18 protein-coding genes, 2 CRISPR repeat arrays and 1 riboswitch are annotated in these 21,426 nt (G+C 28.0%); of the genes, 17 read left to right on the forward strand and 1 reads right to left on the reverse strand.

The annotated features are described in order from the left end of the window. The 11 genes from cas2 (at position 1) to ACWPW7_RS11690 (ending at position 14,108) form a co-directional block, all read left to right on the forward strand. Positions 1 to 291 carry a CRISPR-associated endonuclease Cas2 gene (gene cas2 / locus ACWPW7_RS11640; RefSeq protein WP_454053635.1) on the forward strand — a complete coding sequence of 97 codons (291 nt, stop codon included), beginning with the start codon at positions 1 to 3 and terminating at the stop codon, positions 289 to 291. A 178-nt stretch (positions 292 to 469) separates the two neighbouring features. Continuing rightward, a CRISPR array of direct repeats spans positions 470 to 1,072; the repeat unit is 30 nt. A 528-nt stretch (positions 1,073 to 1,600) separates the two neighbouring features. Continuing rightward, positions 1,601 to 1,942: a zinc ribbon domain-containing protein YjdM gene (locus tag ACWPW7_RS11645; protein WP_454053636.1), complete on the forward strand. Its 342-nt coding sequence runs from the start codon at positions 1,601 to 1,603 to the stop codon at positions 1,940 to 1,942. 376 nt (positions 1,943 to 2,318) lie between these two features. Next, positions 2,319 to 4,449: direct repeats of the CRISPR family, unit length 30 nt; unit sequence AATGAACCTTAACATGAGATGTATTTAAAT. A 798-nt stretch (positions 4,450 to 5,247) separates the two neighbouring features. Continuing rightward, positions 5,248 to 5,949, forward strand: a complete 702-nt coding sequence (locus ACWPW7_RS11650) for an arginase (RefSeq protein WP_454053637.1) — start codon at positions 5,248 to 5,250, stop codon at positions 5,947 to 5,949. A gap of 487 nt (positions 5,950 to 6,436) precedes the next feature. Next, on the forward strand, positions 6,437 to 7,675 hold the full coding sequence (gene iscB, locus ACWPW7_RS11655; protein ID WP_454053638.1) for an RNA-guided endonuclease IscB: 1,239 nt from the start codon (positions 6,437 to 6,439) through the stop codon (positions 7,673 to 7,675). A 132-nt stretch (positions 7,676 to 7,807) separates the two neighbouring features. After that, positions 7,808 to 8,698, forward strand: a complete 891-nt coding sequence (locus ACWPW7_RS11660; RefSeq protein ID WP_454053639.1) for a GGDEF domain-containing protein — start codon at positions 7,808 to 7,810, stop codon at positions 8,696 to 8,698. 286 nt (positions 8,699 to 8,984) lie between these two features. Next, positions 8,985 to 9,626, forward strand: coding sequence for a metallophosphoesterase family protein (locus ACWPW7_RS11665; RefSeq protein WP_454053640.1), 642 nt, complete (start codon positions 8,985 to 8,987; stop codon positions 9,624 to 9,626). A gap of 137 nt (positions 9,627 to 9,763) precedes the next feature. Then, positions 9,764 to 10,309 (forward strand): pyruvate kinase alpha/beta domain-containing protein, encoded by a 546-nt coding sequence (locus tag ACWPW7_RS11670; protein ID WP_454053641.1) that lies wholly within the window; start codon positions 9,764 to 9,766, stop codon positions 10,307 to 10,309. Between the two features lie 111 nt (positions 10,310 to 10,420). Further along, the gene (locus tag ACWPW7_RS11675) at positions 10,421 to 10,825 is read left to right on the forward strand and encodes a hemerythrin domain-containing protein (RefSeq protein WP_454053642.1); all 405 of its coding nucleotides are present in this window, start codon (positions 10,421 to 10,423) and stop codon (positions 10,823 to 10,825) included. A 101-nt stretch (positions 10,826 to 10,926) separates the two neighbouring features. Continuing rightward, positions 10,927 to 11,035: riboswitch (TPP riboswitch) on the forward strand. A 147-nt stretch (positions 11,036 to 11,182) separates the two neighbouring features. After that, positions 11,183 to 11,665: an energy coupling factor transporter S component ThiW gene (gene thiW / locus ACWPW7_RS11680; RefSeq protein ID WP_454053643.1), complete on the forward strand. Its 483-nt coding sequence runs from the start codon at positions 11,183 to 11,185 to the stop codon at positions 11,663 to 11,665. Between the two features lie 123 nt (positions 11,666 to 11,788). After that, a complete protein-coding gene (gene thiM, locus ACWPW7_RS11685) occupies positions 11,789 to 12,643 on the forward strand; it encodes a hydroxyethylthiazole kinase (protein ID WP_454053644.1) in 855 nt (284 codons plus the stop codon). 238 nt (positions 12,644 to 12,881) lie between these two features. Continuing rightward, the gene (locus tag ACWPW7_RS11690; RefSeq protein ID WP_454053645.1) at positions 12,882 to 14,108 is read left to right on the forward strand and encodes an NAD(P)-dependent malic enzyme; all 1,227 of its coding nucleotides are present in this window, start codon (positions 12,882 to 12,884) and stop codon (positions 14,106 to 14,108) included. Between the two features lie 135 nt (positions 14,109 to 14,243). Here ACWPW7_RS11690 and ACWPW7_RS11695 read toward each other — a convergent pair whose 3' ends face one another. Then, positions 14,244 to 14,969 carry a glycerophosphodiester phosphodiesterase gene (locus ACWPW7_RS11695; protein ID WP_454053646.1) on the reverse strand — a complete coding sequence of 242 codons (726 nt, stop codon included), beginning with the start codon at positions 14,967 to 14,969 and terminating at the stop codon, positions 14,244 to 14,246. Positions 14,970 to 15,555: 586 nt separating this feature from the next. Between ACWPW7_RS11695 and ACWPW7_RS11700 the strand changes: the two genes are divergently transcribed. The 6 genes from ACWPW7_RS11700 (at position 15,556) to eutA (ending at position 21,404) form a co-directional block, all read left to right on the forward strand. After that, a complete protein-coding gene (locus ACWPW7_RS11700; protein ID WP_454053647.1) occupies positions 15,556 to 16,725 on the forward strand; it encodes a 1-propanol dehydrogenase PduQ in 1,170 nt (389 codons plus the stop codon). A gap of 197 nt (positions 16,726 to 16,922) precedes the next feature. Then, on the forward strand, positions 16,923 to 17,276 hold the full coding sequence (gene eutS, locus ACWPW7_RS11705; protein WP_202812755.1) for an ethanolamine utilization microcompartment protein EutS: 354 nt from the start codon (positions 16,923 to 16,925) through the stop codon (positions 17,274 to 17,276). Positions 17,277 to 17,288: 12 nt separating this feature from the next. Further along, positions 17,289 to 17,723 carry a EutP/PduV family microcompartment system protein gene (locus ACWPW7_RS11710; RefSeq protein WP_039632232.1) on the forward strand — a complete coding sequence of 145 codons (435 nt, stop codon included), beginning with the start codon at positions 17,289 to 17,291 and terminating at the stop codon, positions 17,721 to 17,723. Positions 17,724 to 17,786: 63 nt separating this feature from the next. Next, positions 17,787 to 18,359 carry an ANTAR domain-containing response regulator gene (locus tag ACWPW7_RS11715; protein WP_039632234.1) on the forward strand — a complete coding sequence of 191 codons (573 nt, stop codon included), beginning with the start codon at positions 17,787 to 17,789 and terminating at the stop codon, positions 18,357 to 18,359. A gap of 19 nt (positions 18,360 to 18,378) precedes the next feature. Beyond that, complete coding sequence (locus tag ACWPW7_RS11720; protein ID WP_454053648.1) at positions 18,379 to 19,785, forward strand: histidine kinase N-terminal domain-containing protein; 1,407 nt, start codon at positions 18,379 to 18,381, stop codon at positions 19,783 to 19,785. A 185-nt stretch (positions 19,786 to 19,970) separates the two neighbouring features. After that, complete coding sequence (gene eutA, locus ACWPW7_RS11725; RefSeq protein WP_291567685.1) at positions 19,971 to 21,404, forward strand: ethanolamine ammonia-lyase reactivating factor EutA; 1,434 nt, start codon at positions 19,971 to 19,973, stop codon at positions 21,402 to 21,404. Positions 21,405 to 21,426: the final 22 nt, after the last annotated feature.

Consider the following 21,426-nt stretch of genomic DNA (forward strand, 5'->3'; position numbering starts at 1 on the left):
ATGGGAGAAAAAATAAAATATAACTATGCATTTTTATTTTACGATGTTAATGAAAAAAGGGTGGGAAGAGTATTTAGAGTATGTAAAAAATATTTATCCCATTTCCAAAAATCAGTTTTCAGAGGAGAAATAACTCCATCAAATCTAATACTTTTAAAGAAAGACTTAAATAAAGTAATAGATAAAGAAGAAGATTTTATATGTATTATTAAGCTATTAAACGAAAAAGTATATGGTGAAGAAATACTAGGAGTTCAACAAAATAACACAGGGGAAGATCTCATAATATAATTTTACCAACCTCAAAGTAAACAGAATTCCTCATAATCCATTGAAATATCAAGGCTTATGAGGAGCTTTGTTGTTGTTTTAAAAAAAACACAAAACGGTTGGTAAAATTTTAAATAAACCCTTTATTTTCAATAGTTTAAAGGGTATAATGAAAATAGAGAATGGCTTAAGTGCAGTGTTTGAACCATAACATAGGATGTATTTAAATCCTTATATTTTTTCTCGTATGCCCCTTCTACTTCTTTTTGAACCATAACATAGGATGTATTTAAATAATGTTTAAGGTAAACAAGTTGCAAACATACGGAGGTTTGAACCATAACATAGGATGTATTTAAATACACACACACACACACACACACTTTGAACCATAACATAGGATGTATTTAAATACCAATTGCAATAGAAGAAGCATTAGAAAAACAATTTGAACCATAACATAGGATGTATTTAAATAGGAAGTTAGATATCTTCTCTAGTGGCGTTGTAATATTTTGAACCATAACATAGGATGTATTTAAATATGAAAAGAATGCAGATATTGTAAAGTGGCTTTATTTGAACCATAACATAGGATGTATTTAAATGCACTTTGAAGACCCAAAAACACCACAGGAAATTTTTGAACCATAACATAGGATGTATTTAAATAGTATTGCGGCTTCTATATTTTTGACCGCATCATGTTGAACCATAACATAGGATGTATTTAAATATTAAAAAATAATATGAATAAACATAAGTATGGCCGTTGAACCATAACATAGGATGTATTTAAATCTAAAAGAAGATTTGCTAGAATAATATATGTAAGATTTGAAGAAAGTTTGTAAATATGAAAAAACTATGATAGTATATAGGCATATAAGGGATTCCTTATATATTTTTTTGCAATTTTTAAGTTGTATTACTATTCTTATAAAATTGTAAAAAGGAAACTAAAAATAATTCTTATTTAATGATTAAGCTGTAAAAGACTAATACATATAATAAATATAAAATTTCTCTTCTATGATTTAAATAAATAAAGCTTTACATCATATCAATTTAGTTAAGTAAGTGAGTATATCAAATTAGAAAATTGGTATGACTACGTAAATAAATTAGATTTAAAAACTCTAATAATTTTCCAAGTTAAGATTCTCTAAGGCTTAAATTTGATGTTATTACAAGTTTATGAGGGTCCTATCTATCCAAAAGAAAAAATTCCAAAATATTATAGAGAAATTTCGTAATTTTAGTAGATAAGTAGTTTTTGTGAGCTAATCATAAAATAGAATTTATAATAACAAATGGGAGAAATGAAATTATGCTAGATTTACCAAATTGTCCAAAATGTAATTCAGAGTACACTTATGAGGATAGAGGTCTTTTTGTTTGCCCAGAATGTGCACATGAGTGGACTTTAGAGCCAGAAAAGGAAAATACTGAAGATAAAAAAGTTATTAAAGATACCAATGGAAATGTATTAAATGATGGTGATTCTGTAACAGTAATCAAAGATCTTAAAGTAAAAGGAAGCTCATCAGTTATAAAAATAGGTACAAAGGTAAAAAACATACGTTTAGTTGATGGAGATCACGATATTGACTGTAAAATTGATGGCTTTGGAGCTATGAAATTAAAATCTGAATTTGTTAAAAAGATATAAATTGAATTTTACATAAGTTCTGGTATAGACACTGTAAAAAATGAAAAAAGAGCAGATAGATTTATTTTTATATAAATCTATCTGCTCTTTTTTATTGGGTTCTGTTTTAAGGTTATATTAATAAATTTACATTATGGAGGATATCATGGCATGGTCAACATTAACAACAATTTAGAATATGTCCTAAACTATATAAAATTTTCCCAACCACATCCAAAATAAAACTCCTCACAATCCATTGAAATATCAGGGATTGTGAGGAGTTTTGTTGTTGTTTTTCAAAAAACACAAAACGGTTGGTAAAATTTTCAATAAACCCTTTATTTTCAATGGATTAATGGGTATAATGAAAATAGAGAATGGCTTAATTGCAGTGAATGAACCTTAACATGAGATGTATTTAAATCCTTTCTTTTTAAGTGTTACTATCTTCTGCATAAAATGAACCTTAACATGAGATGTATTTAAATTCTTTTGCTATCTTTGATATTAGTTTTTGATATTTAATGAACCTTAACATGAGATGTATTTAAATAATTGTTCTTCATTTTCAATTAAGTACTTTTTTTTAAATGAACCTTAACATGAGATGTATTTAAATACGTTAGTGTTACTATTTGTAATAGTTGCTGCCAAATGAACCTTAACATGAGATGTATTTAAATACCATGAGTAAACTTTGTGGAGTTGATAGCTCTAAATGAACCTTAACATGAGATGTATTTAAATAGAAATAGAGATAGCTAAAAGGCAGTGGAAGAACGAATGAACCTTAACATGAGATGTATTTAAATAATTCTGGAGCCATGCTCATTAATAACTCATTTGAAAATGAACCTTAACATGAGATGTATTTAAATAAAATATAATGCAATTTTACAAAGTGAAATCACAATAATGAACCTTAACATGAGATGTATTTAAATTTTGAATATGCATGGTTCCTTCTAAAAGCGTTATAAATGAACCTTAACATGAGATGTATTTAAATATTAGATCTGTAGCTAAGAATTCCCTTGCTCTTTGTAATGAACCTTAACATGAGATGTATTTAAATAATATATTGTGCAGTAATAAAGGAGGGAAAAAAATAAATGAACCTTAACATGAGATGTATTTAAATATCTAGAATAAAAACATTCTCTATGTTGCAATGTTCCAATGAACCTTAACATGAGATGTATTTAAATGATAAAAGAAATAATGCAGACATAATAGGAAAAGAAATGAACCTTAACATGAGATGTATTTAAATAGCTAGTTACTAATCTTATGTATTTTGCAAGCCTAATGAACCTTAACATGAGATGTATTTAAATACAGTTTGTGTATCGTCCTTTAATATAACTGCATACAATGAACCTTAACATGAGATGTATTTAAATAATTTTAAAATAAAGCTGAAGCTTGAAGAAGGAGAAATGAACCTTAACATGAGATGTATTTAAATCTAAAGAGTGCAACTACAGAATGAGAAAATTTATTAATGAACCTTAACATGAGATGTATTTAAATATTTATTACATGGAGTTTTTAAAAATGAAACTCAATAATGAACCTTAACATGAGATGTATTTAAATGAACTAGATGATCTAATAATAAAGAAAAGACACCCTAATGAACCTTAACATGAGATGTATTTAAATAAGCAGGTCAAAGCTGCAATGAAAAAGAGTGGTTTTAATGAACCTTAACATGAGATGTATTTAAATACAAGATATGTCGTCTAGTGATACGACTATAAGTTAAATGAACCTTAACATGAGATGTATTTAAATCCATTTTGGAAAGATGTAAGTAGTTCTAGGATAGATAAATGAACCTTAACATGAGATGTATTTAAATAATCTTTAATTAAGTGGACATCGGGATTATATTCTACAATGAACCTTAACATGAGATGTATTTAAATTAGTTTGAAACTCTATATTCATTACAAGAGTAACATTAATGAACCTTAACATGAGATGTATTTAAATCAGTCTCTTTACTTCACATCATTTTTAATGCTTAAATAATGAACCTTAACATGAGATGTATTTAAATGAAACAGTTTTAAGAGGGACTAATACAAATCTAGTAAATGAACCTTAACATGAGATGTATTTAAATCTTTATTTGTATTCTGTATTAAGCTAATTCTTTAATAATGAACCTTAACATGAGATGTATTTAAATAGGTAATTACCTAGCAATCCTTTTGCCTTATATTGTAATGAACCTTAACATGAGATGTATTTAAATGAATATGGATATTACTCAGCTGTTGGCATGAGGTTGATTGAACCTTAACATAGGATGTATTTAAATGTAAAATGAACTATCTTTTTAACTTGCTTTGTTGATTGAACCTTAACATAGGATGTATTTAAATCCCCCTATTCTACAAATACAGGCTTAAATTCATCTTTATTGAACCATAACATAAGATGTATTTAAATTCATCAAGGGAAATTACACCTTCTTCAACTGCTTTGTTGAACCTTAACATAAGATGTATTTAAATTGTATTAAGGCGTGGCTCATATTGTCGCTCACTCTCATTGAATCTTAACATAGGATATGTTTAATATTTTTAGGAAAATTTTTACTTGAGCTTGATGGTTTTATCAATTTAAATATGAATTAGTTGTCTTTAAAACAAATCGATTTAAAATTTCTCTTATAAGAGAGAAATATCAATAATTGTCCATTGTCAATAGTCAATTCTCAATTGGTGAAGTTGAACCTTAACATGAGATGTATTTAAATATGCTTATAGCTCTTAAAATGGAACATTGGAAAAGTTGAACCATAACATAAGATGTATTTAAATTAATATCTAAATCGTTGCATTAACGATTGAATGGTAGTTGAACCTTAACATGAGATGTATTTAAATCAAGATAATTTATTTTGATCTATTTGGTCTATATAATTGAACCTTAACATAGGATGTATTTAAATATTGTTGCAGAGTTTAAACTTTGCCTTTTACCACTCGTTGAACCTTAACACAAGAAATATTTAAAATTACTATAAAAATAATTTCAACCTATCTAAGCAAAAAGTTACTTAGATAGGTTATTTTTTATGAAGAATATTTTTATGAAATTTAATGAGCTATGGAGAAAAATGGAGTAATAGAGGGATAAGATTAGATAAGGTATGATTTGTTTATCCATTCTTGGGGAAAGACCTTTTATCATTGAAGAATCTATAAAGAAGAAGATGTAAGGATTTGTAAAGAATATATAGGTAGGCTAGAATTAAAGTAGTTATATACATTATTTTAATAACTAGTATAGAAAAAGGAGTTGATTTTATGAATAGGGCTATTTTAAGTGTTGATTGGGACTATTTTGTAAAAATTATACCTCAGTGGTGTGGCTCCTATATTGAAAACCAAAGAGGACTTCTTTCCGCTTGGTATAGAAGATATATAGAAGAAGGTATAAAAGGAGTTAATTTAGAGGAAGAAATAAAGGTAAGTAAAGATGCTTTGAGTTTTTGGGATGAGATAAGAAATAAGTTTAATTTTTCAGAGGATATAAAGGTTTTTGTTTCTGACTCTCATAAGTATTCTTATGACATATCAAAATATTATGATTGTGATGAAGTTTTTTTATTTGATGCTCATAGTGATTTGGGGTATGGTGGTTTAGCTTCTTTACGTTTTGAACTTAACTGTGCTAATTGGCTAGGAAAATTATTTAAAAATAATATTATTAAAAAAGCCAGTATATTTTATAGTCCCTACACTTTAGAAAAACCAGAAGATTTTGAGGAATTAAATAATAATTATGAGATAGATTACTTAGATTTTTCTAAGTTTAATGAGAAAAATAATATCGATGTAATTCACGTATGTCGTTCAGGGGGATGGACACCACCATGGCTAGATAATGACTTTTATAGATTTATTAAAGCATTAAATTTACCTTATAAAGAACTAGAAAGTTTAAAGAGAATTTGGAGACCTAAAGAGTTAACATTTTCAGAAGAAATCAATTATTTAATAAGTTAACATAAGAATCCACCGTTAAAAATGGTGGATTTTTTTATAAAATAAAATTAGACTTCCATGAAAAGGGAGAATATTGTAATTTTTAAGTGTCCATTATATAAATATATAGACTAAGCTATTCAATAAGAGATACATACTTTATATAAAAATTAATATAGATTGCTTGTTGACTAAAATTTTTATAAAATGTTAAAATTAGTCCATAGATTATAACTCAAATATAAAATATTGTATTAATACAAAAGATTAAGTCAACAACCCATCACTGAAGTGACGGGCTTGTAAAGTCATTGTTGACTAGACTAAGTATTAATTTGCTACGTTATTATAATTATTATACCTTAGAATATTTATCCTAGTTCTAAGCTCTATATAGGCTCTGTAAACATCTCTGATGGGTAGGAGAAGTCAACCTAGTTTGGAGATTTAATCTCAAAGTTATAATAACCTTGTCTAAGGATAACAACTCTGAAAGGAGGTATACTTCATGTTAGTATACGTATTAAATAATCAAGAAAAGCCATTAATGCCATGCAACCCTAGTAAGGCTAGAAGATTATTAAAGCAAGGTAAAGCAAAAGTAATTAAAAGAGAACCATTTACTATACAATTATTATATGGTTCAAGTGGATATAAACAAGAAATTAATTTAGGTGTTGATTGTGGAAGTAAAATGATAGGGTTATCAGCAACTACTAAAACACAGGAATTATTTTCAGCACAATTAGAATTAAGAAATGATATAGTAAATTTATTATCAACTAGAAGACAAAATAGAAGAACTAGAAGAAATAGACTAAGATACAGAAAAGCTAGATTTCAAAATAGACTAAGAAGTAAAAATAAAGGATGGTTAGCTCCATCTATAGAAAATAAAGTAAATACTCATTTTAATATAATAAATAAGTTATATAAAATGTTTCCAATATCAAAGATAATTGTTGAAACTGCCCAGTTTGATATTCAAAAGATTAAAAATCCAGATATACAATGGAAAGAATATCAGCAGGGTGAACAATTAGGTTTCTGGAATGTTAGAGAGTATGTATTATTTAGAGATGGACATCAATGCCAATATTGTAAAGGAAAATCAAAAGATAATATATTAAATGTACATCATATAGAGTCTAGGAAGACAGGAGGAGATAGCCCAGATAATCTCATATGTTTATGTGAAACTTGTCATAAAAAATACCATCAAGGTAAATTAGAACTTAATTTAAAAAGAGGGAAAAGTTATAAAGATGCTACATTTATGGGCATTATGAGATGGACTTTTTATAATAGATTAAAAGAAATATATCCTAATGTAAAAATAACTTATGGATATATAACTAAAAATACAAGGATAAAGAATAACCTACCTAAAGAACATAGAGTTGATGCCAGATGTATAAGTGAGAATCCTTTAGCTAAGCCTTTAGATTATTGCTATTATATAAAACAGGTAAGAAAACATAATAGACAAATTCATAAAGCCAACATACTTAAAGGTGGTAAAAAGAAATTAAATCAAGCTCCATATGAAGTAAAAGGATTTAGATTATTTGATAAAGTTAAATATGAGGAAAAAGAATGTTTTATTTTTGGAAGAAGAAGCAGTGGATATTTTGATTTAAGAAAGTTGGATGGAGAAATAATTCATAGAAATGCAAGTTATAAGAAGATAGAATTACTGGATATAAGAAAGAGTTTATTATGGGAAAGGAAGGTGAACTTGGAGTAAATTTCTCTCATGACTAAAGTCACGAGTATCCTTTACCCCAAACCCCATGAATAAGTAGTTACATTCTTACATAAGTTAAATTTATAGATTTTAAGAAGCATAAACTAATTTTAGAAGGGATGCTTAGTTTTAATGAAAGAACCTATAACAATTGAACTATTAAAGGAAAAGTTAGATTTTTTTAAAACTATATATGACAGTATAAGAATTATTGATCCTGTAAAGAAAAATGTAATGGATTATAAAGAAAGTAGTATTAAAGAAACTAACGAAGTTTGCTATAAATATTGGAGTAGTCAGAAGATTTGTGATAATTGTATTGCAATGAGAGCTTATATAGAAAATGATACCTTTATGAAACTAGAAAATACAGCTGAAAAGCTTTTTATGGTTACAGCTATACCCACAGAAATTCAGCAGCATAAAATTGTTTTGGAGTTATTTAAAGATGTTACAAACACTATGATGGTAGGCAGTGGAGAATATGAAAGTGGACGTAGCTTAAAAAACTCTTTAGTTGATATGAATAATATGGTTGTTAAAGATGACTTAACTAATATCTTTAACAGAAGATATATCAGTGAAAGATTACCAGCGGATATTATAAAAAGTGTTATTGAGGGAAAACCTTTGTCAGTATTGATAGCAGATATTGATAAGTTTAAGGAAATTAACGATACTTTTGGACATATTGTTGGTGATTTTGTAATAAAAGAAATTGCTAATATTTTATTAGGTTGTATTAGAGGCGATATAGACTGGATTGCAAGATACGGTGGAGATGAATTTTTAATATGCCTTAATAATACAAGTAATAATTCTGCCTATAGTATTGCAGAAAGAATGAGAGTGAAAATTGAGGAAAAGATAATTCAAATTGAAGATAAGAAAATAGAAATCTTTGCATCCTTTGGTATATTCACTATGTTTAAAGAGCAATTGACTAGTGAAGAAATAATTACTTTAGCAGATCGTAATTTGTATGAAGCTAAAAAAAGAGGCAGAAATAATGTGGCTAAATAAAATTTAATCATATTTTAAAGTACATATTTAAAGTATAGGCATTCAATATGAAAACTTAAAATATACTATGGAAAATAAATTTTCTATAAAAATAGTATAAACCCTTAAAATTAAGAATAGTGGATTTTTATTATGTAAATTAAAGATATTTCTTAGACAGATAAGGAGTATCTTTAATTTTATATATAAGATAATATATCATGTTTACAATTAAAAATGATAAAATAAACATATGTTTAAAAAGACAATTAAAATTATTAAGATTTTAATTTAATGTGGAGGAAATATGAATTTATTTGTTATAGGAGATGTTCATGGATGTTATTTAGAGCTTAAAAAACTTATTGAAGAATATTGGAATAGTAAGGATGAGTTACTTATTCAAGTTGGAGATTTAATTGATAGGGGAAGTTTTTCACCTAGAACTGTGGAATATTGTAGAGAATTAAAAAAACAGTTTCCTAGTAATGTGGTATTTTTAAAAGGGAATCATGAATTTGAAATTATATATCATTTCTTAAATGAACCTAATGAAAATTGGCTAAGGCAGTGCGGATATGAAACTTTAGAGCAATATAAAAGTGAGAATAAAAATCCAATTGAAGATGTAAATTGGTTTTTAACTTTACCTTTATATTGGGAAAATGAGAATATATTTATAAGTCATGCAGGATTATCTGAAATTGCTTTAAATTGTTTTGAGGAAACAGACTCACATGGGGTTCTATGGAACAGAGGGAAAGTAAAAAATATAAACAAGCTACAAATAATTGGACATACTCCCTGCGAAAATAGCGAACCTATTTATAATGAGGAAGAGAATTCTTTGAATATTGATACAGGAGCGGGGTATAAAGATGGAGTTTTAACCGGCGTTAAATTAAACGAAAAGGGAGAAATATTAAAAATTATAAAGATTAATACTTAATATTATTTAAAGAATTTTATTTTTTATTTTAGTGTATTTAAATAGCTTCAGTGAATGAATAAAAGGATTTTAGAAGAAACTATGGAACTTATTTATAACAGGAATTTAAAATATTTAATAATAGAAGGAGAATGATTATGTATTTTGAAAAAGCAGGAAGAGAGAATACTATAAAAACAATTGAGCTTGCAGTTAAAACTGCAAAGGAAAGAGGAATTAAAAATATAGTTGTAGCTTCCAATGCAGGAGACACTGCTTTACTTTTAAAAGATAGTGGATTAAATGTAGTAGTTGTTACTCATGTTAATGGTTTTAGAGAAGCTGGTATTCAAGAAATAAGTGAGGAAAGAATGGAAGAATTAAAGAGCTGTGGATTTAAGGTATATACAAGTACTCACGTATTATCTGGTGCTGAAAGAGCTCTTTCAACAAAATTTGGAGGAATTTCTCCTGTAGAGGTTATGGCTTATAGTTTACGTATGTTTGGACAAGGTGTCAAAGTGGCAGTAGAAGTAGCTATAATGGCACTAGATGGAGGTACTATACTATATGGAGAGGATATAATTTCTATAGGTGGCTCAGGAAAAGGTGCAGATACGGCAATAATATTAACTCCAGCACATGGTTCAGCTATACTAGATACAAAAATTAAAGAAATAATTTGTAAGCCATATAATTTTTAATAAATTCCTTTATTTAATAACATTTACAAAGTGTAATAAATGTTACAGAAATATTTGCCTAAAAGTAATAGAATTATGTTAAAATAAGAATTTTACTTTGGGGGTACTTTTATGGCTAATATTAATAATTTAACTAGACAACATATTGAAATCTTAGAGATGATTTATAATATAAAGGAGCTTATAAATAAAGATTTAGAAGTGGAATGCAGTGAAATTGCAAAAAATATAAATTTATTATCAGGAAAGCTAAGAATTCACTTAGAGAGTGAAGATAAATTTCTATATCCAAACTTATTAAAAAATGAAAATGAAAAAATTAAAAATATAGCTAAGTGTTATATTGATGAGATGGGAGATATACTTAACGTATTTAATAATTATAAAAATCAGTTCAATACTAGGAGTAAGATAATTAATAATAAAGATAAATTTATTATTAATACAAAAGAGGTTTTTGATAAAATAGAAAAAAGAATGGAAAGTGAAGATAGAGAGTTATATAAATTACTCTAAGATGTATAATACAGATTTAATTTATAAAAGCTAGATTTTATAAACTAAATAAATAAGTTGAATATACAGAAACAAGATGTTAATATTAAACTATAAAGAAAATATTTACACAGGGGAGCTAGTAAAACTGGCTGAGAGTAAAAGTGTGTACTTTTAGACCCTTAACCTGAACTGGATAATACCAGCGTAGGAAGTGTGTTTGGGATACTTAAATTTATCCTATATTTATGCTGTAAACATAAGCACAAATCCAAAACTGGATTTGTGCTTTTTTATTTTAAAATATTCAGTAAATTTGAGAATTATCTTAAATTACATCATTAGCTATGCACAATAAATTTAAAAGGGGGAATCTTTATGAAAACTAAAAAAATAGTATTATCTGCTATGTTTATTGCTATAGGCGTATTAGGGTCATCTATTTATATTCCTATGGGCGTTGCAAAGTGTTTTCCTGTACAACATGCTATAAATGTTGTATCTGCAATAGCGCTAGGACCTGTAAATGGAGTAGCTATAGCCTTTTGTATATCATTACTTAGGAATATTTTGGGCACAGGGACCTTACTTGCTTTTTCAGGCAGTATGGTAGGGGCAGCTTTAGCAGGTTATTTTTATAAGAAAACAAAGAAAAATTTCATGGCAGTAATAGGAGAAGTAATAGGAACAGGGATACTAGGATCATTGATGTCCTTTCCTATAGCTAAATTAATTATGGGGAAATCAGTAGGCGCCTTTGCCTTTATAATACCTTTTGGTGTAAGTACAGTAGTAGGAAGTGTAATTGCTTATCTTTTAGTTATGGTATTTGAAAAAACTAAAGTTATGAAAACTATTTAATTTTATATAAGGTTAAGTATCTATAATTGTAGGGTAAGTTTAGAGTTTAAGGATATCAATTAATAATTAAAGATTTATAATTGTTAATTTCAAATAATTGTTTAGAATAAGGGGGAATAAAGCTTGAGCGAGTATAAACATATAGAAGATGTACTTGAAAAGGGAGGTACTATTTTAGGGCTTATAAAAGATAAAAAGCCATTAATACATCAGATAACTAACTATGTAAGTTGCAATGATTGCGCAAATATAACTTTAGCCTTAGGAGCTTCTCCAATAATGAGTGAAGATGCAGAAGAAGTAGAAGAAATAGTATCTCAATCTTCAGCACTTCTTATAAATATAGGTATGTTAACAAAAGATACACTAAAATCTATGATATTGGCAGGGAAAAAGGCTAATAGTTTAAATATACCTGTAGTATTAGATCCTGTAGGGGTAGCTGCATCTAATTTTAGAAAGAGTTCTATTGAAAAACTATTAAAGGAAATCAACTTTTCTGTAATTAAAGGAAATCTTTCAGAAATCAAAACCTTATGTGGACTTAAAACCAATTCTAAAGGGGTAGATAGTGAGGAAAATGAAGAGGGCATTGATTATATAAAAGAAGGAAAAGCTTTGGCTGAAGCTTTAAGCTATAAATTAAATTCAGTAATATGCATAACTGGAAAGATAGATATTATATGCTATAAAGATATATGTTATATAGTAGAAAATGGACATAGCATTATGAGTAAAGTTACTGCCATGGGATGTATGATGGGAGCTGTAATTGCAACATTAGTTTCTGTAACTAAAGAGCATTTAATATCAACCCTAATAGCAGTAACATTACTAGGAGTTTGTGGTGAATTAGCTGAAAGAGAGGTAAAAGAAGGAATTGAAGGTAGTGGAACTTTTAAAGTAAAATTTTTAGACCAAGTATATAATTTTTCAGAGGAGAAATTATATACAAATCAAAGAGTTTATAAAGTGTAATTAACATATTTTATTAAAAAAGATACTTTAATTTATAGACTTTTGATTTTGAACATCTAATTATAATAATTAGATAAATATTATAAAAAAGAAATTAGAATTAAATTTAACATATAATTCTGTCTTATAAGTTGTATTTGCATTCAATAATATATATTATAAAGATAGATATAATTTAGTTTATACAGTAGTGTAAACTAGTAAAATTAGAAATTATTTTTATAATGGAGGATTTACTATGAACTTAAAAGAGACAGCATTAAAGTTTCATAAAGATTTTCAAGGCAAAATTGCACTTCACTGTAAGGTACCGGTAAATAATAAAGAAGATATGACACTAGCGTATACACCAGGAGTAGCAGAGCCTTGTATGGAAATAAACAAAGATTATGATAAGGTTTATGATTATACATCAAAAGGAAATTGGGTAGCTGTAGTAACTAATGGTACTGCGGTATTAGGTCTTGGAGATATAGGGGCAGCAGCAGGACTACCAGTTATGGAAGGAAAATCAGTATTATTCAAAGCTTTTGCAGGAGTAGATGCTTTTCCTATATGTCTTGACACAAAGGATAGCAAAAAGATAATAGAAACTGTTAAATTAATGGAAAGCTCATTTGGAGGAGTTAACCTAGAAGACATAAAAGCTCCAGAATGCTTTGAAATAGAAGAAGAGCTTAAAAAAATATGCAATATTCCAATATTCCATGATGATCAACATGGTACGGCAGTAGTTTCATTAGCTTGTTTATTTAATGCAGTAAAATTAGCTAATAAGAAAATGGAAGATATAAAAGTAGTTATTAATGGTGCAGGTGCAGCAGGAATAGCCATAGCAAAATTACTTATAAGATTAAATGTAAAAGATGTAATACTTTGCGATACTCAAGGAGCTATATACGAAGGCCGCACGGTAAAAATGAATAAATATAAAGAAGAGATGGCTAAAATATCTAATAAGGATAAAGAGCAAGGAACTTTAGAAGAAGTTTTAAAAGGTAAAGATGTATTTCTAGGGGTATCTGTAGCTAATTGTGTTACTAGTGAAATGGTTAAATCTATGAATAAAGATGCTATAGTTATGGCAATGGCAAATCCTAATCCAGAGATATTACCTAACATTGCAAAAGAAGCAGGAGCTAAGGTTGTTTGTACTGGTAGATCAGACTTTCCAAACCAAGTTAACAATGTACTAGCTTTCCCAGGAATATTTAGAGGAGCTTTAGATGTTAGAGCTTCAGAAATAAATGACGAAATGAAAATAGCTGCAGCTAGAGCTATAGCTGAAATTATTACTGATGAAGAGTTAAATGAAGATTATGTTATTCCAGAACCATTTGATCTAAGAATAGCACCTAAGGTGGCTGAATATGTGGCAAGAGCAGCTATAGAAACTAAAGTAAATAGAATAGATGTAAAACCAGAAGAAATTTATGAAAAAACTAAAAGAATAATAGAAAAATAAGAAAAGGGCTTCTATGAAGCCTTTTTCAAACTTTCTAGATATATAGCATATAAGCAACTTAAGTAAAATTATTTTATATTAATATGAAACAAAACAGTAAACTCTAAAACATAAATTTTATAGAATTATGAAGAATTAGTATTCAATCAAAACTTCCTTTAATAAATCTGGACAGTTTGTAATAATTCCATCTATTTTCATATCTATGAGTTTTCTCATATAGTTGACATCATTTACTGTATAAATATTAATTGCTAAGTTATTTTTATGAGCTTTTTCAATTAACTCTTTCCTTAAGCCTTTATATGGCAGATGGAGAGCATTAGGCTTAATTGGATATAAATATTCATCTACATCTTTAATTTTTTTCTCAAATAATAATCCAGTGTGAATATTGCTATTAAGTTTTTTACATTTATTCATTGAATCATGATTAAAACTAGATAGAATTACCTTATCCTCTATATTCTCTTTCATTATATGGAAAATGAGCTTTTCTTCTATATTCTTATAGAATATTATGGAGTTTTTAATTTCAAAGTTAATTTTAATGTTTTTATTTTTTGTACATTCTATAAGCTCTTCTATAGAAGGAATTTTACATTTAGAAAATGCTCTATCCTTAAAACTTCCAGCATCAAGTTTTCTAAGTTCATTATAGGTATAATTTTTTACAAGCCCTATACCATTAGTAGTTCTATCTAAATATTCATCATGTATAAGTACAAGTACACCATCTTTTGTCATCTGAACATCTGTTTCTATTCCAGTACAGCCCATTTCTATAGCTTTTTCAAAGGCAACCATTGTATTTTCAGGATAATACATACTGGCTCCTCTATGAGCAAAATTAACAATCATAATATCGACCTCTTAATAAATTATATTTTTTATAAAAAATATTTGTTTTGGATAATTTAAATATATCTTAAAGTAAAATATATTAACATAATTAGTTATAAAAATACTTATTTTAATATTTCTTTAAAATAGAGACAATATATTAAATATATTATACTTTTATGGGATATAATATAGTATATGGATATTGACATTTTTAGAACAAAGTAATAAAATCAGAATTGTTAAAAGTAAATAAATTTTGCACAATGGCGTGTAAATATAAAAAAGAGTAATGGTGCTCCTTAAGATTTTCTTAAGGAGCCTTTTTTGGTTATATATGTGCTAGGAGTATTAAAAATAACTGCTCATGGATGAATTTAGTTATTTTATTTCAAAGTCCTATATCATATATGAATAATCTAGTTAACAACTAATTGACAATTGACAAAAGATAGTTTACAGATAAGGAAAAATTTAAAGTTTCCTTAACGATTAAAACAAATTTTAAAGTTTATTTGAAGATATAGAAAACGATATATTTTTTAATAAATAAAAATCCTAGTGTCAATTATCAATTCAAAAATAAAAAGTAGGAAGTGATAAAATGAGCAATTTTAATATGGGTCCTAAGGTTCATTTTGGAGTTGGTGAATTAAAAGAACTAAGGAATATCAATTGTAAGAGAGCTTTTATAGTAACAGATCCTTTTATGGTTACTTCAGGATTTATTAACAGAGTTACTGAACATTTAGAAGCAGCTTCAATTGCATATGAAATTTTTTCTGAAATAGTCCCAGATCCACCACTTGAGGTAGTATCAAAGGGAATAAAAGCTATGGATAAATTTAATCCAGATGCTCTAATTGCTATGGGGGGAGGTTCTGCTATTGATGCTTCTAAAGCGATAAGTTACTTTAGAGCATTAGTTAAGAAAGGAATAAGCCCTGAATTAGAAGTTAAAAAACCATTATTTATAGCTATACCTACTACAAGTGGAACAGGATCAGAAGTTACTGCATTTTCAGTAATTACAGACAAAAAGTTTAATGTAAAATATCCTTTAGTAGATGAGGATATGGTACCAGATATGGCGATATTAGATGCTGAACTAGTAAAATCTGTTCCGCAAGCAATAACAGCAGATACAGGTATAGATGTTTTAACTCATGCTATTGAGGCTTATGTATCAACAAAAAATTCAGATTTTACTGATGCACTAGCAGAAAAAGCAATAAAATTAGTATTTAAATATTTACCAAAAGCTTATAAAGATGGATCAGATTTAGAAGCAAGAGAAAAGATGCATAATGCTTCTTGTATAGCAGGAATAGCCTTTACTAACTCTTCATTAGGAGTTAATCATAGTATGGCACATATACTTGGTGGTAGATTCCATATACCACATGGTAAGGCTAATGCATTAGTATTACCTTATGTAATAGAGTATAATGCAGATATTAAATCTATAGGTAGAAATGAATATACAAAAGCAGCAGAAAGATATGCTGAAATAGCAAGATTCTTAGGTCTTACAAGCTCTAATAGTGTACGTGAAGGGGTTAAGGCATTAATCAATGCAGTAAAAAATCTAATTAAGTCTTTAGGAATACCTAACAAAATTAAAGATTTAAACATTTCAAGTAGCGAATTTGATAAAAACTTAACTGATATGGCCGAGATAGCTTTAAAGGATGGATGTACACCTACTAACCCGAGAGAACCTAAGGTTGAAGAACTTAAAGAACTATTTAAAAAAGTATATAATGGAATGTAAGATATATCAATATTAATAAGTTTATTATATTTTTTACAAATTAATTGACAATTAAATTCACAACATATATAATTAAAACATAAAGATTTTGAGTTAAAGTTGTTCAATGGCGTGCAACAAATTAATTAAAGCAATGAAGCTTCTTAAAAGTACAAATAGTGTATTTTTAGGGGGCTTTTTATGCTTTTGAGATTGGAGTGAGATCTTTGGAAGAAAAACAAAGAGTCATACAAGAATATGTACCAGGAAAACAGATTACACTAGCTCACCTAATCGCTCATCCTAATAAAACGGTTTATAAAAAATTAGGACTTAGTGATGAATATAACGAAGCAATTGGAATTTTAACAATAACTCCAAGTGAAGCAGCTATAATTGCAGCAGATGTGGCTACTAAATCCGCAGGAGTTGAAATCGGTTTTGTTGATAGATTTAGTGGCTCATTAGTAATAACAGGAGATGTTTCTAGCGTAGAAGCTTCATTGAATGAAGTTTGTAATATGCTAAGTAGTGTACTTTCATTCTCCATAGCAAAAATCACAAAATCTTAGGAGGTAAGTTTTGTGAAAAAAATAATGTTTATAGGTACAACAGGATCTGGAAAGACTACTTTAACACAAGCGTTAAACAACGAAAAAATAGAATATAAAAAAACTCAGGCGGTAGATTTTAATAATTATATTATTGATACACCTGGAGAATATATAGATAGTAGAGTTTATTATAATGCACTGATTGTAACCTCATCGGATGCAGATGTAATAGCATTGATACAAGATTGTAGCAGAGAACTTAGTATCTTCCCCCCGGCTTTTGGAAATATCTTTTCTAAACCTGTTATAGGAATTTGTACGAAAACTGATTTATGCAAAAATAAAGAAGATTTAAACCGTGCAGAAGAGTTCTTAAAACAAGCAGGAGCAGAAGGAATATTCATGGTAAGCTCAATAAATAATGATGGATTAGAAAAATTAAAAAAATATTTGGAATGGAAATAGGATTTTTGTGTTAAAATAAGATTTATACAAAACTTATTAAAAATTCCAAAAGAGGTGTAGAATATGACTAAAAGAATTGTAATAGCCGATGATGAACCTATTACAAGAATGGATATTAGGGAAATGTTAGAAGAAGCAGGTTACAGTGTTGTAGCTGAAGCTTCAGATGGTTTTGATGCCATCGAAATGTGTAGAAAACATTTACCGGATCTAATAATTATGGACATAAAAATGCCTTTATTAGATGGATTAAATGCATCTAAGATAATCAATCAAGAAGGCTTAGCCAGTGGAATAGTGCTTTTAAGTGCTTATAGTGACAAAACATTTATTGAAAAGGCAAAAGAGGTAGGGGTAATAGGTTACTTAGTTAAACCTTTAGATAACAAATCTTTAATTCCTAATATAGAGGTTTGTTTATCAAAATCAAGAGAATTTAAAAAAATTAAAGATGACATAAAAAGCGTTGAGAAAAAACTACAAGCTAGAAAAATTATAGAAAAAGCCAAAGGCATATTAATGAGGCAAAATGGCATAACAGAAGATGAAGCTTATAGTAATATAAGAAATTTAAGTATGAAAAAGAGAGTAACTATGGAAGAAATTTCACAGATAATTGTAATGAGTGAAGAATAATTAGTAAGTAGGAATGAATATGAGTGAAATAAGAAGATTATGTTTAAAATATACTTGCTTAAGTGAAAGTGACATATTAATTATAGAAAATATAGCTACCACTCTTCAGCTAATTGCTGATTCAGCAAATGCAGACGTCTTCATAGATTGTCCAACAAAACATAGTGGAGAAGCAATAGTTGTAGCGGAGGCAAAACCAAGTACTAAAAGCTCATTATATAAAGAAAAGGTAGTTGGGAAATTTGCAGTAAGAGAAAATGAGCCGGCATCACTTAGAACATTAGAAATAGGAATGCCATCAAGAGATTTAAAGGCAATAACTCAAGAATACATAAAAGTTAAGCAAAGTGTAGAACCTATTAGAAATAAAGAAAATAAAACTATTGGTGTTTTAATTGTGGAAAAGGATGTAACGGAGACTTTAAATAGCAATAGAAAGCTAGAAATATTAGCAAGAACCAATGAAGAACTTACATCTCAAATAACTAATAGGACTTACAAAGAGAGTGATATAACATATCACATAAATGATGCTATACTTATTTTTGATGAAAATGGAGTACTAAGATTTAAGAACCCTGTAGCAGAACAGCTTTATAAAAAACTAGGATATAAAGAAGAATTAATAGGTATGGATTTTTCCAACTTATCTTTGTATAATTGTTCTTTTGAAGAAATTATGAATAATGACTGTATAGATGTTAAAGACATAGATATAGGGGATGTTTCACTTCAAGTCAAATATATTGTGCAAAGTAGTAAGGTATTGAATCTAGTAATGCTTATTAGTGATGTTACAGATATGAGGCAAAAGGAAAAAGAACTCATATTGAAATCTGTAGTAATAAAAGAAATTCATCATAGAGTTAAAAACAATCTTCAAACCATTGCTAGCCTTTTAAGACTTCAATCAAGAAGAATTAAAGGAGAAGAGTTTACGAATGCTATAAATGAAAGTATAAACAGAATACTAAGTATAGCAGCAACTCATGAAATATTAGCAAAACAAGGTATTGATGAAGTAAATATAAAAGAAGTTATAAATAAAATAAAAGCAAGCATAATAAGTTTTGAAAAGAGAGATAATGTAGATTTACAAGTAAGCTTAGAAGGCGATGATTTTTCAATTAACTCTGATAAGTCTACATCTATAGCTTTAGTTGTAAACGAGTTACTTCAAAATTCATTAAAACATGCTTTTAAGGATAGAGCTACTGGAAAGATAACAATAAAAATTCAGCAAGGTAATATCTATTCAACTATTTCTGTCATAGATGATGGGGTAGGGTTTGATGTTAACTCTGTAAAAGAAAGTAGCCTAGGACTTATGATAGTAAGAAGTTTAGTTAATGATAAACTAAATGGTAATTTAAATATATATTCAAATTCTCAAGGAACTAAAGCTGTTTTTGACTTTAAAAACTAAATATTAAGCACAATGTAGTGCTTATGTAGCGGCAATGAAGCCCAGAGTATTTATTATTTAATAGTTATATTATAACTATTAAATAATAAAAATTCTGGGCTTTAATATTTAGTAAATAATTTACAGTTAACATATATAAAATTCTATATTTTTAATTGTAAGCTAAAAAAGTGAGGTGAGAAAAAGTGAGAGAAGTAATTTTAAGCGTTGGTATAGATATTGGAACATCTACTACTCAGCTTGTATTTAGTAATATAACTATTGAAAACACAGCAAGTAACTTTTCTGTACCAAGAATTAAAATTGTTGATAAAAACATTATATATAGAAGTGAAATTTATTTTACTCCACTTATTACTCAAACAAAAATAGATAAAGATAAAGTAAGAGAAATAATAGAAGGCGAATATAAAAATGCCGGAGTTAAGCCAAGTGATGTAGAAACTGGTGCTGTAATAATTACTGGAGAAACTGCTAGAAAAGAAAACGCAAACGAAGTTCTTCAGAGTTTAAGTGGATTTGCCGGTGATTTTGTAGTAGCTACAGCTGGACCAGATTTAGAGTCAATTATCGCCGGAAGAGGAGCAGGTGCAGATAAGATATCCGATGAAGAAAATGCTTATGTTGTAAATATCGATATAGGTGGAGGAACATCTAATCTAGCTTTATTTAAAAATGGTGAATTAGTTGATACTGGTTGTTTAGATATAGGTGGAAGACTTATAAAAATAGATAAGGATACTAAAAAAATCTATTATATATATCCCAAAATTAAGAAGTTAGCACAATCTATTGGTGTAAATATAGAAGTTGGAGATATTGCAGAAATCGATAAAATTAGAAAAATTGCAAGAGCAATGGCTGAAATTTTAGAAGAAGCAGTTTGCATTAAGCAAAGATCATCAATGTATGATGAGATTCAAACTAACAAAGGATTAAAAGATGGCTACAACATTGAGTATATAACCTTCTCAGGAGGGGTAGCTGATTATATATATAATGAAGATTATTCAGATCCTTTTAGATTTGGTGATATGGGAGTTGTGCTAGGTGAAGAAATTAAAAAATCTAATCTAGCTAGGAAGCTTAAGGTAAGGACGGCTATTGAGACCATAAGAGCTACTGTTGTAGGTGCTGGTTCTCATACTACTGATATCAGTGGAAGTACTATAACCTATACTTCTGATGTCTTTCCAATCAAAAACCTACCAATTTTAAAATTATCTAAAGAAGATGAAGATGGTGGTTTTGAATCTATTGAAAGGGCAATAAATGAAAAACTTAAATGGTTTAATTTAGAGAATGAAAGTCAAAGGGTAGCGGTAGCGCTAAAAGGAATTAAGAATCCTTCTTTTGATGAAGTTCAAAAATTATCAAAATCGCTTATCAATGGAATGACTGAGCTTTTAGAAAAGGAATATCCAATATTTGTAATTGTCGAAAATGATATAGCTAAGGTGTTAGGTCAAACTATGTACATTCAACTAGGAAAGAAGAAAAATGTTGTTTGTATAGATAGCATTAAAGTTGAAAATGGAGACTATATAGATATTGGAAAACCATTAATAAATGGTAAGGTTGTTCCAGTAGTAATAAAAACATTAGTATTCAATTCATAATTTTTATAGAGGGGTGAAGAAA

This window comes from Clostridium sp. Marseille-Q7071, assembly GCF_965112025.1.

Excerpts from the sequence above, each read along its gene's own strand:
- cas2 (WP_454053635.1), top strand. The coding sequence starts at position 1 with ATGGGAGAAAAAATAAAATATAACTATGCATTTTTATTTTACGATGTT.
- ACWPW7_RS11645 (WP_454053636.1), top strand. The coding sequence starts at position 1,601 with ATGCTAGATTTACCAAATTGTCCAAAATGTAATTCAGAGTACACTTAT.
- ACWPW7_RS11650 (WP_454053637.1), top strand. The coding sequence starts at position 5,248 with ATGAATAGGGCTATTTTAAGTGTTGATTGGGACTATTTTGTAAAAATT.
- iscB (WP_454053638.1), top strand. The coding sequence starts at position 6,437 with ATGTTAGTATACGTATTAAATAATCAAGAAAAGCCATTAATGCCATGC.
- ACWPW7_RS11660 (WP_454053639.1), top strand. The coding sequence starts at position 7,808 with ATGAAAGAACCTATAACAATTGAACTATTAAAGGAAAAGTTAGATTTT.
- ACWPW7_RS11665 (WP_454053640.1), top strand. The coding sequence starts at position 8,985 with ATGAATTTATTTGTTATAGGAGATGTTCATGGATGTTATTTAGAGCTT.
- ACWPW7_RS11670 (WP_454053641.1), top strand. The coding sequence starts at position 9,764 with ATGTATTTTGAAAAAGCAGGAAGAGAGAATACTATAAAAACAATTGAG.
- ACWPW7_RS11675 (WP_454053642.1), top strand. The coding sequence starts at position 10,421 with ATGGCTAATATTAATAATTTAACTAGACAACATATTGAAATCTTAGAG.
- thiW (WP_454053643.1), top strand. The coding sequence starts at position 11,183 with ATGAAAACTAAAAAAATAGTATTATCTGCTATGTTTATTGCTATAGGC.
- ACWPW7_RS11690 (WP_454053645.1), top strand. The coding sequence starts at position 12,882 with ATGAACTTAAAAGAGACAGCATTAAAGTTTCATAAAGATTTTCAAGGC.
- ACWPW7_RS11695 (WP_454053646.1), bottom strand. The coding sequence starts at position 14,969 with ATGATTGTTAATTTTGCTCATAGAGGAGCCAGTATGTATTATCCTGAA.
- ACWPW7_RS11700 (WP_454053647.1), top strand. The coding sequence starts at position 15,556 with ATGAGCAATTTTAATATGGGTCCTAAGGTTCATTTTGGAGTTGGTGAA.
- ACWPW7_RS11715 (WP_039632234.1), top strand. The coding sequence starts at position 17,787 with ATGACTAAAAGAATTGTAATAGCCGATGATGAACCTATTACAAGAATG.
- ACWPW7_RS11720 (WP_454053648.1), top strand. The coding sequence starts at position 18,379 with ATGAGTGAAATAAGAAGATTATGTTTAAAATATACTTGCTTAAGTGAA.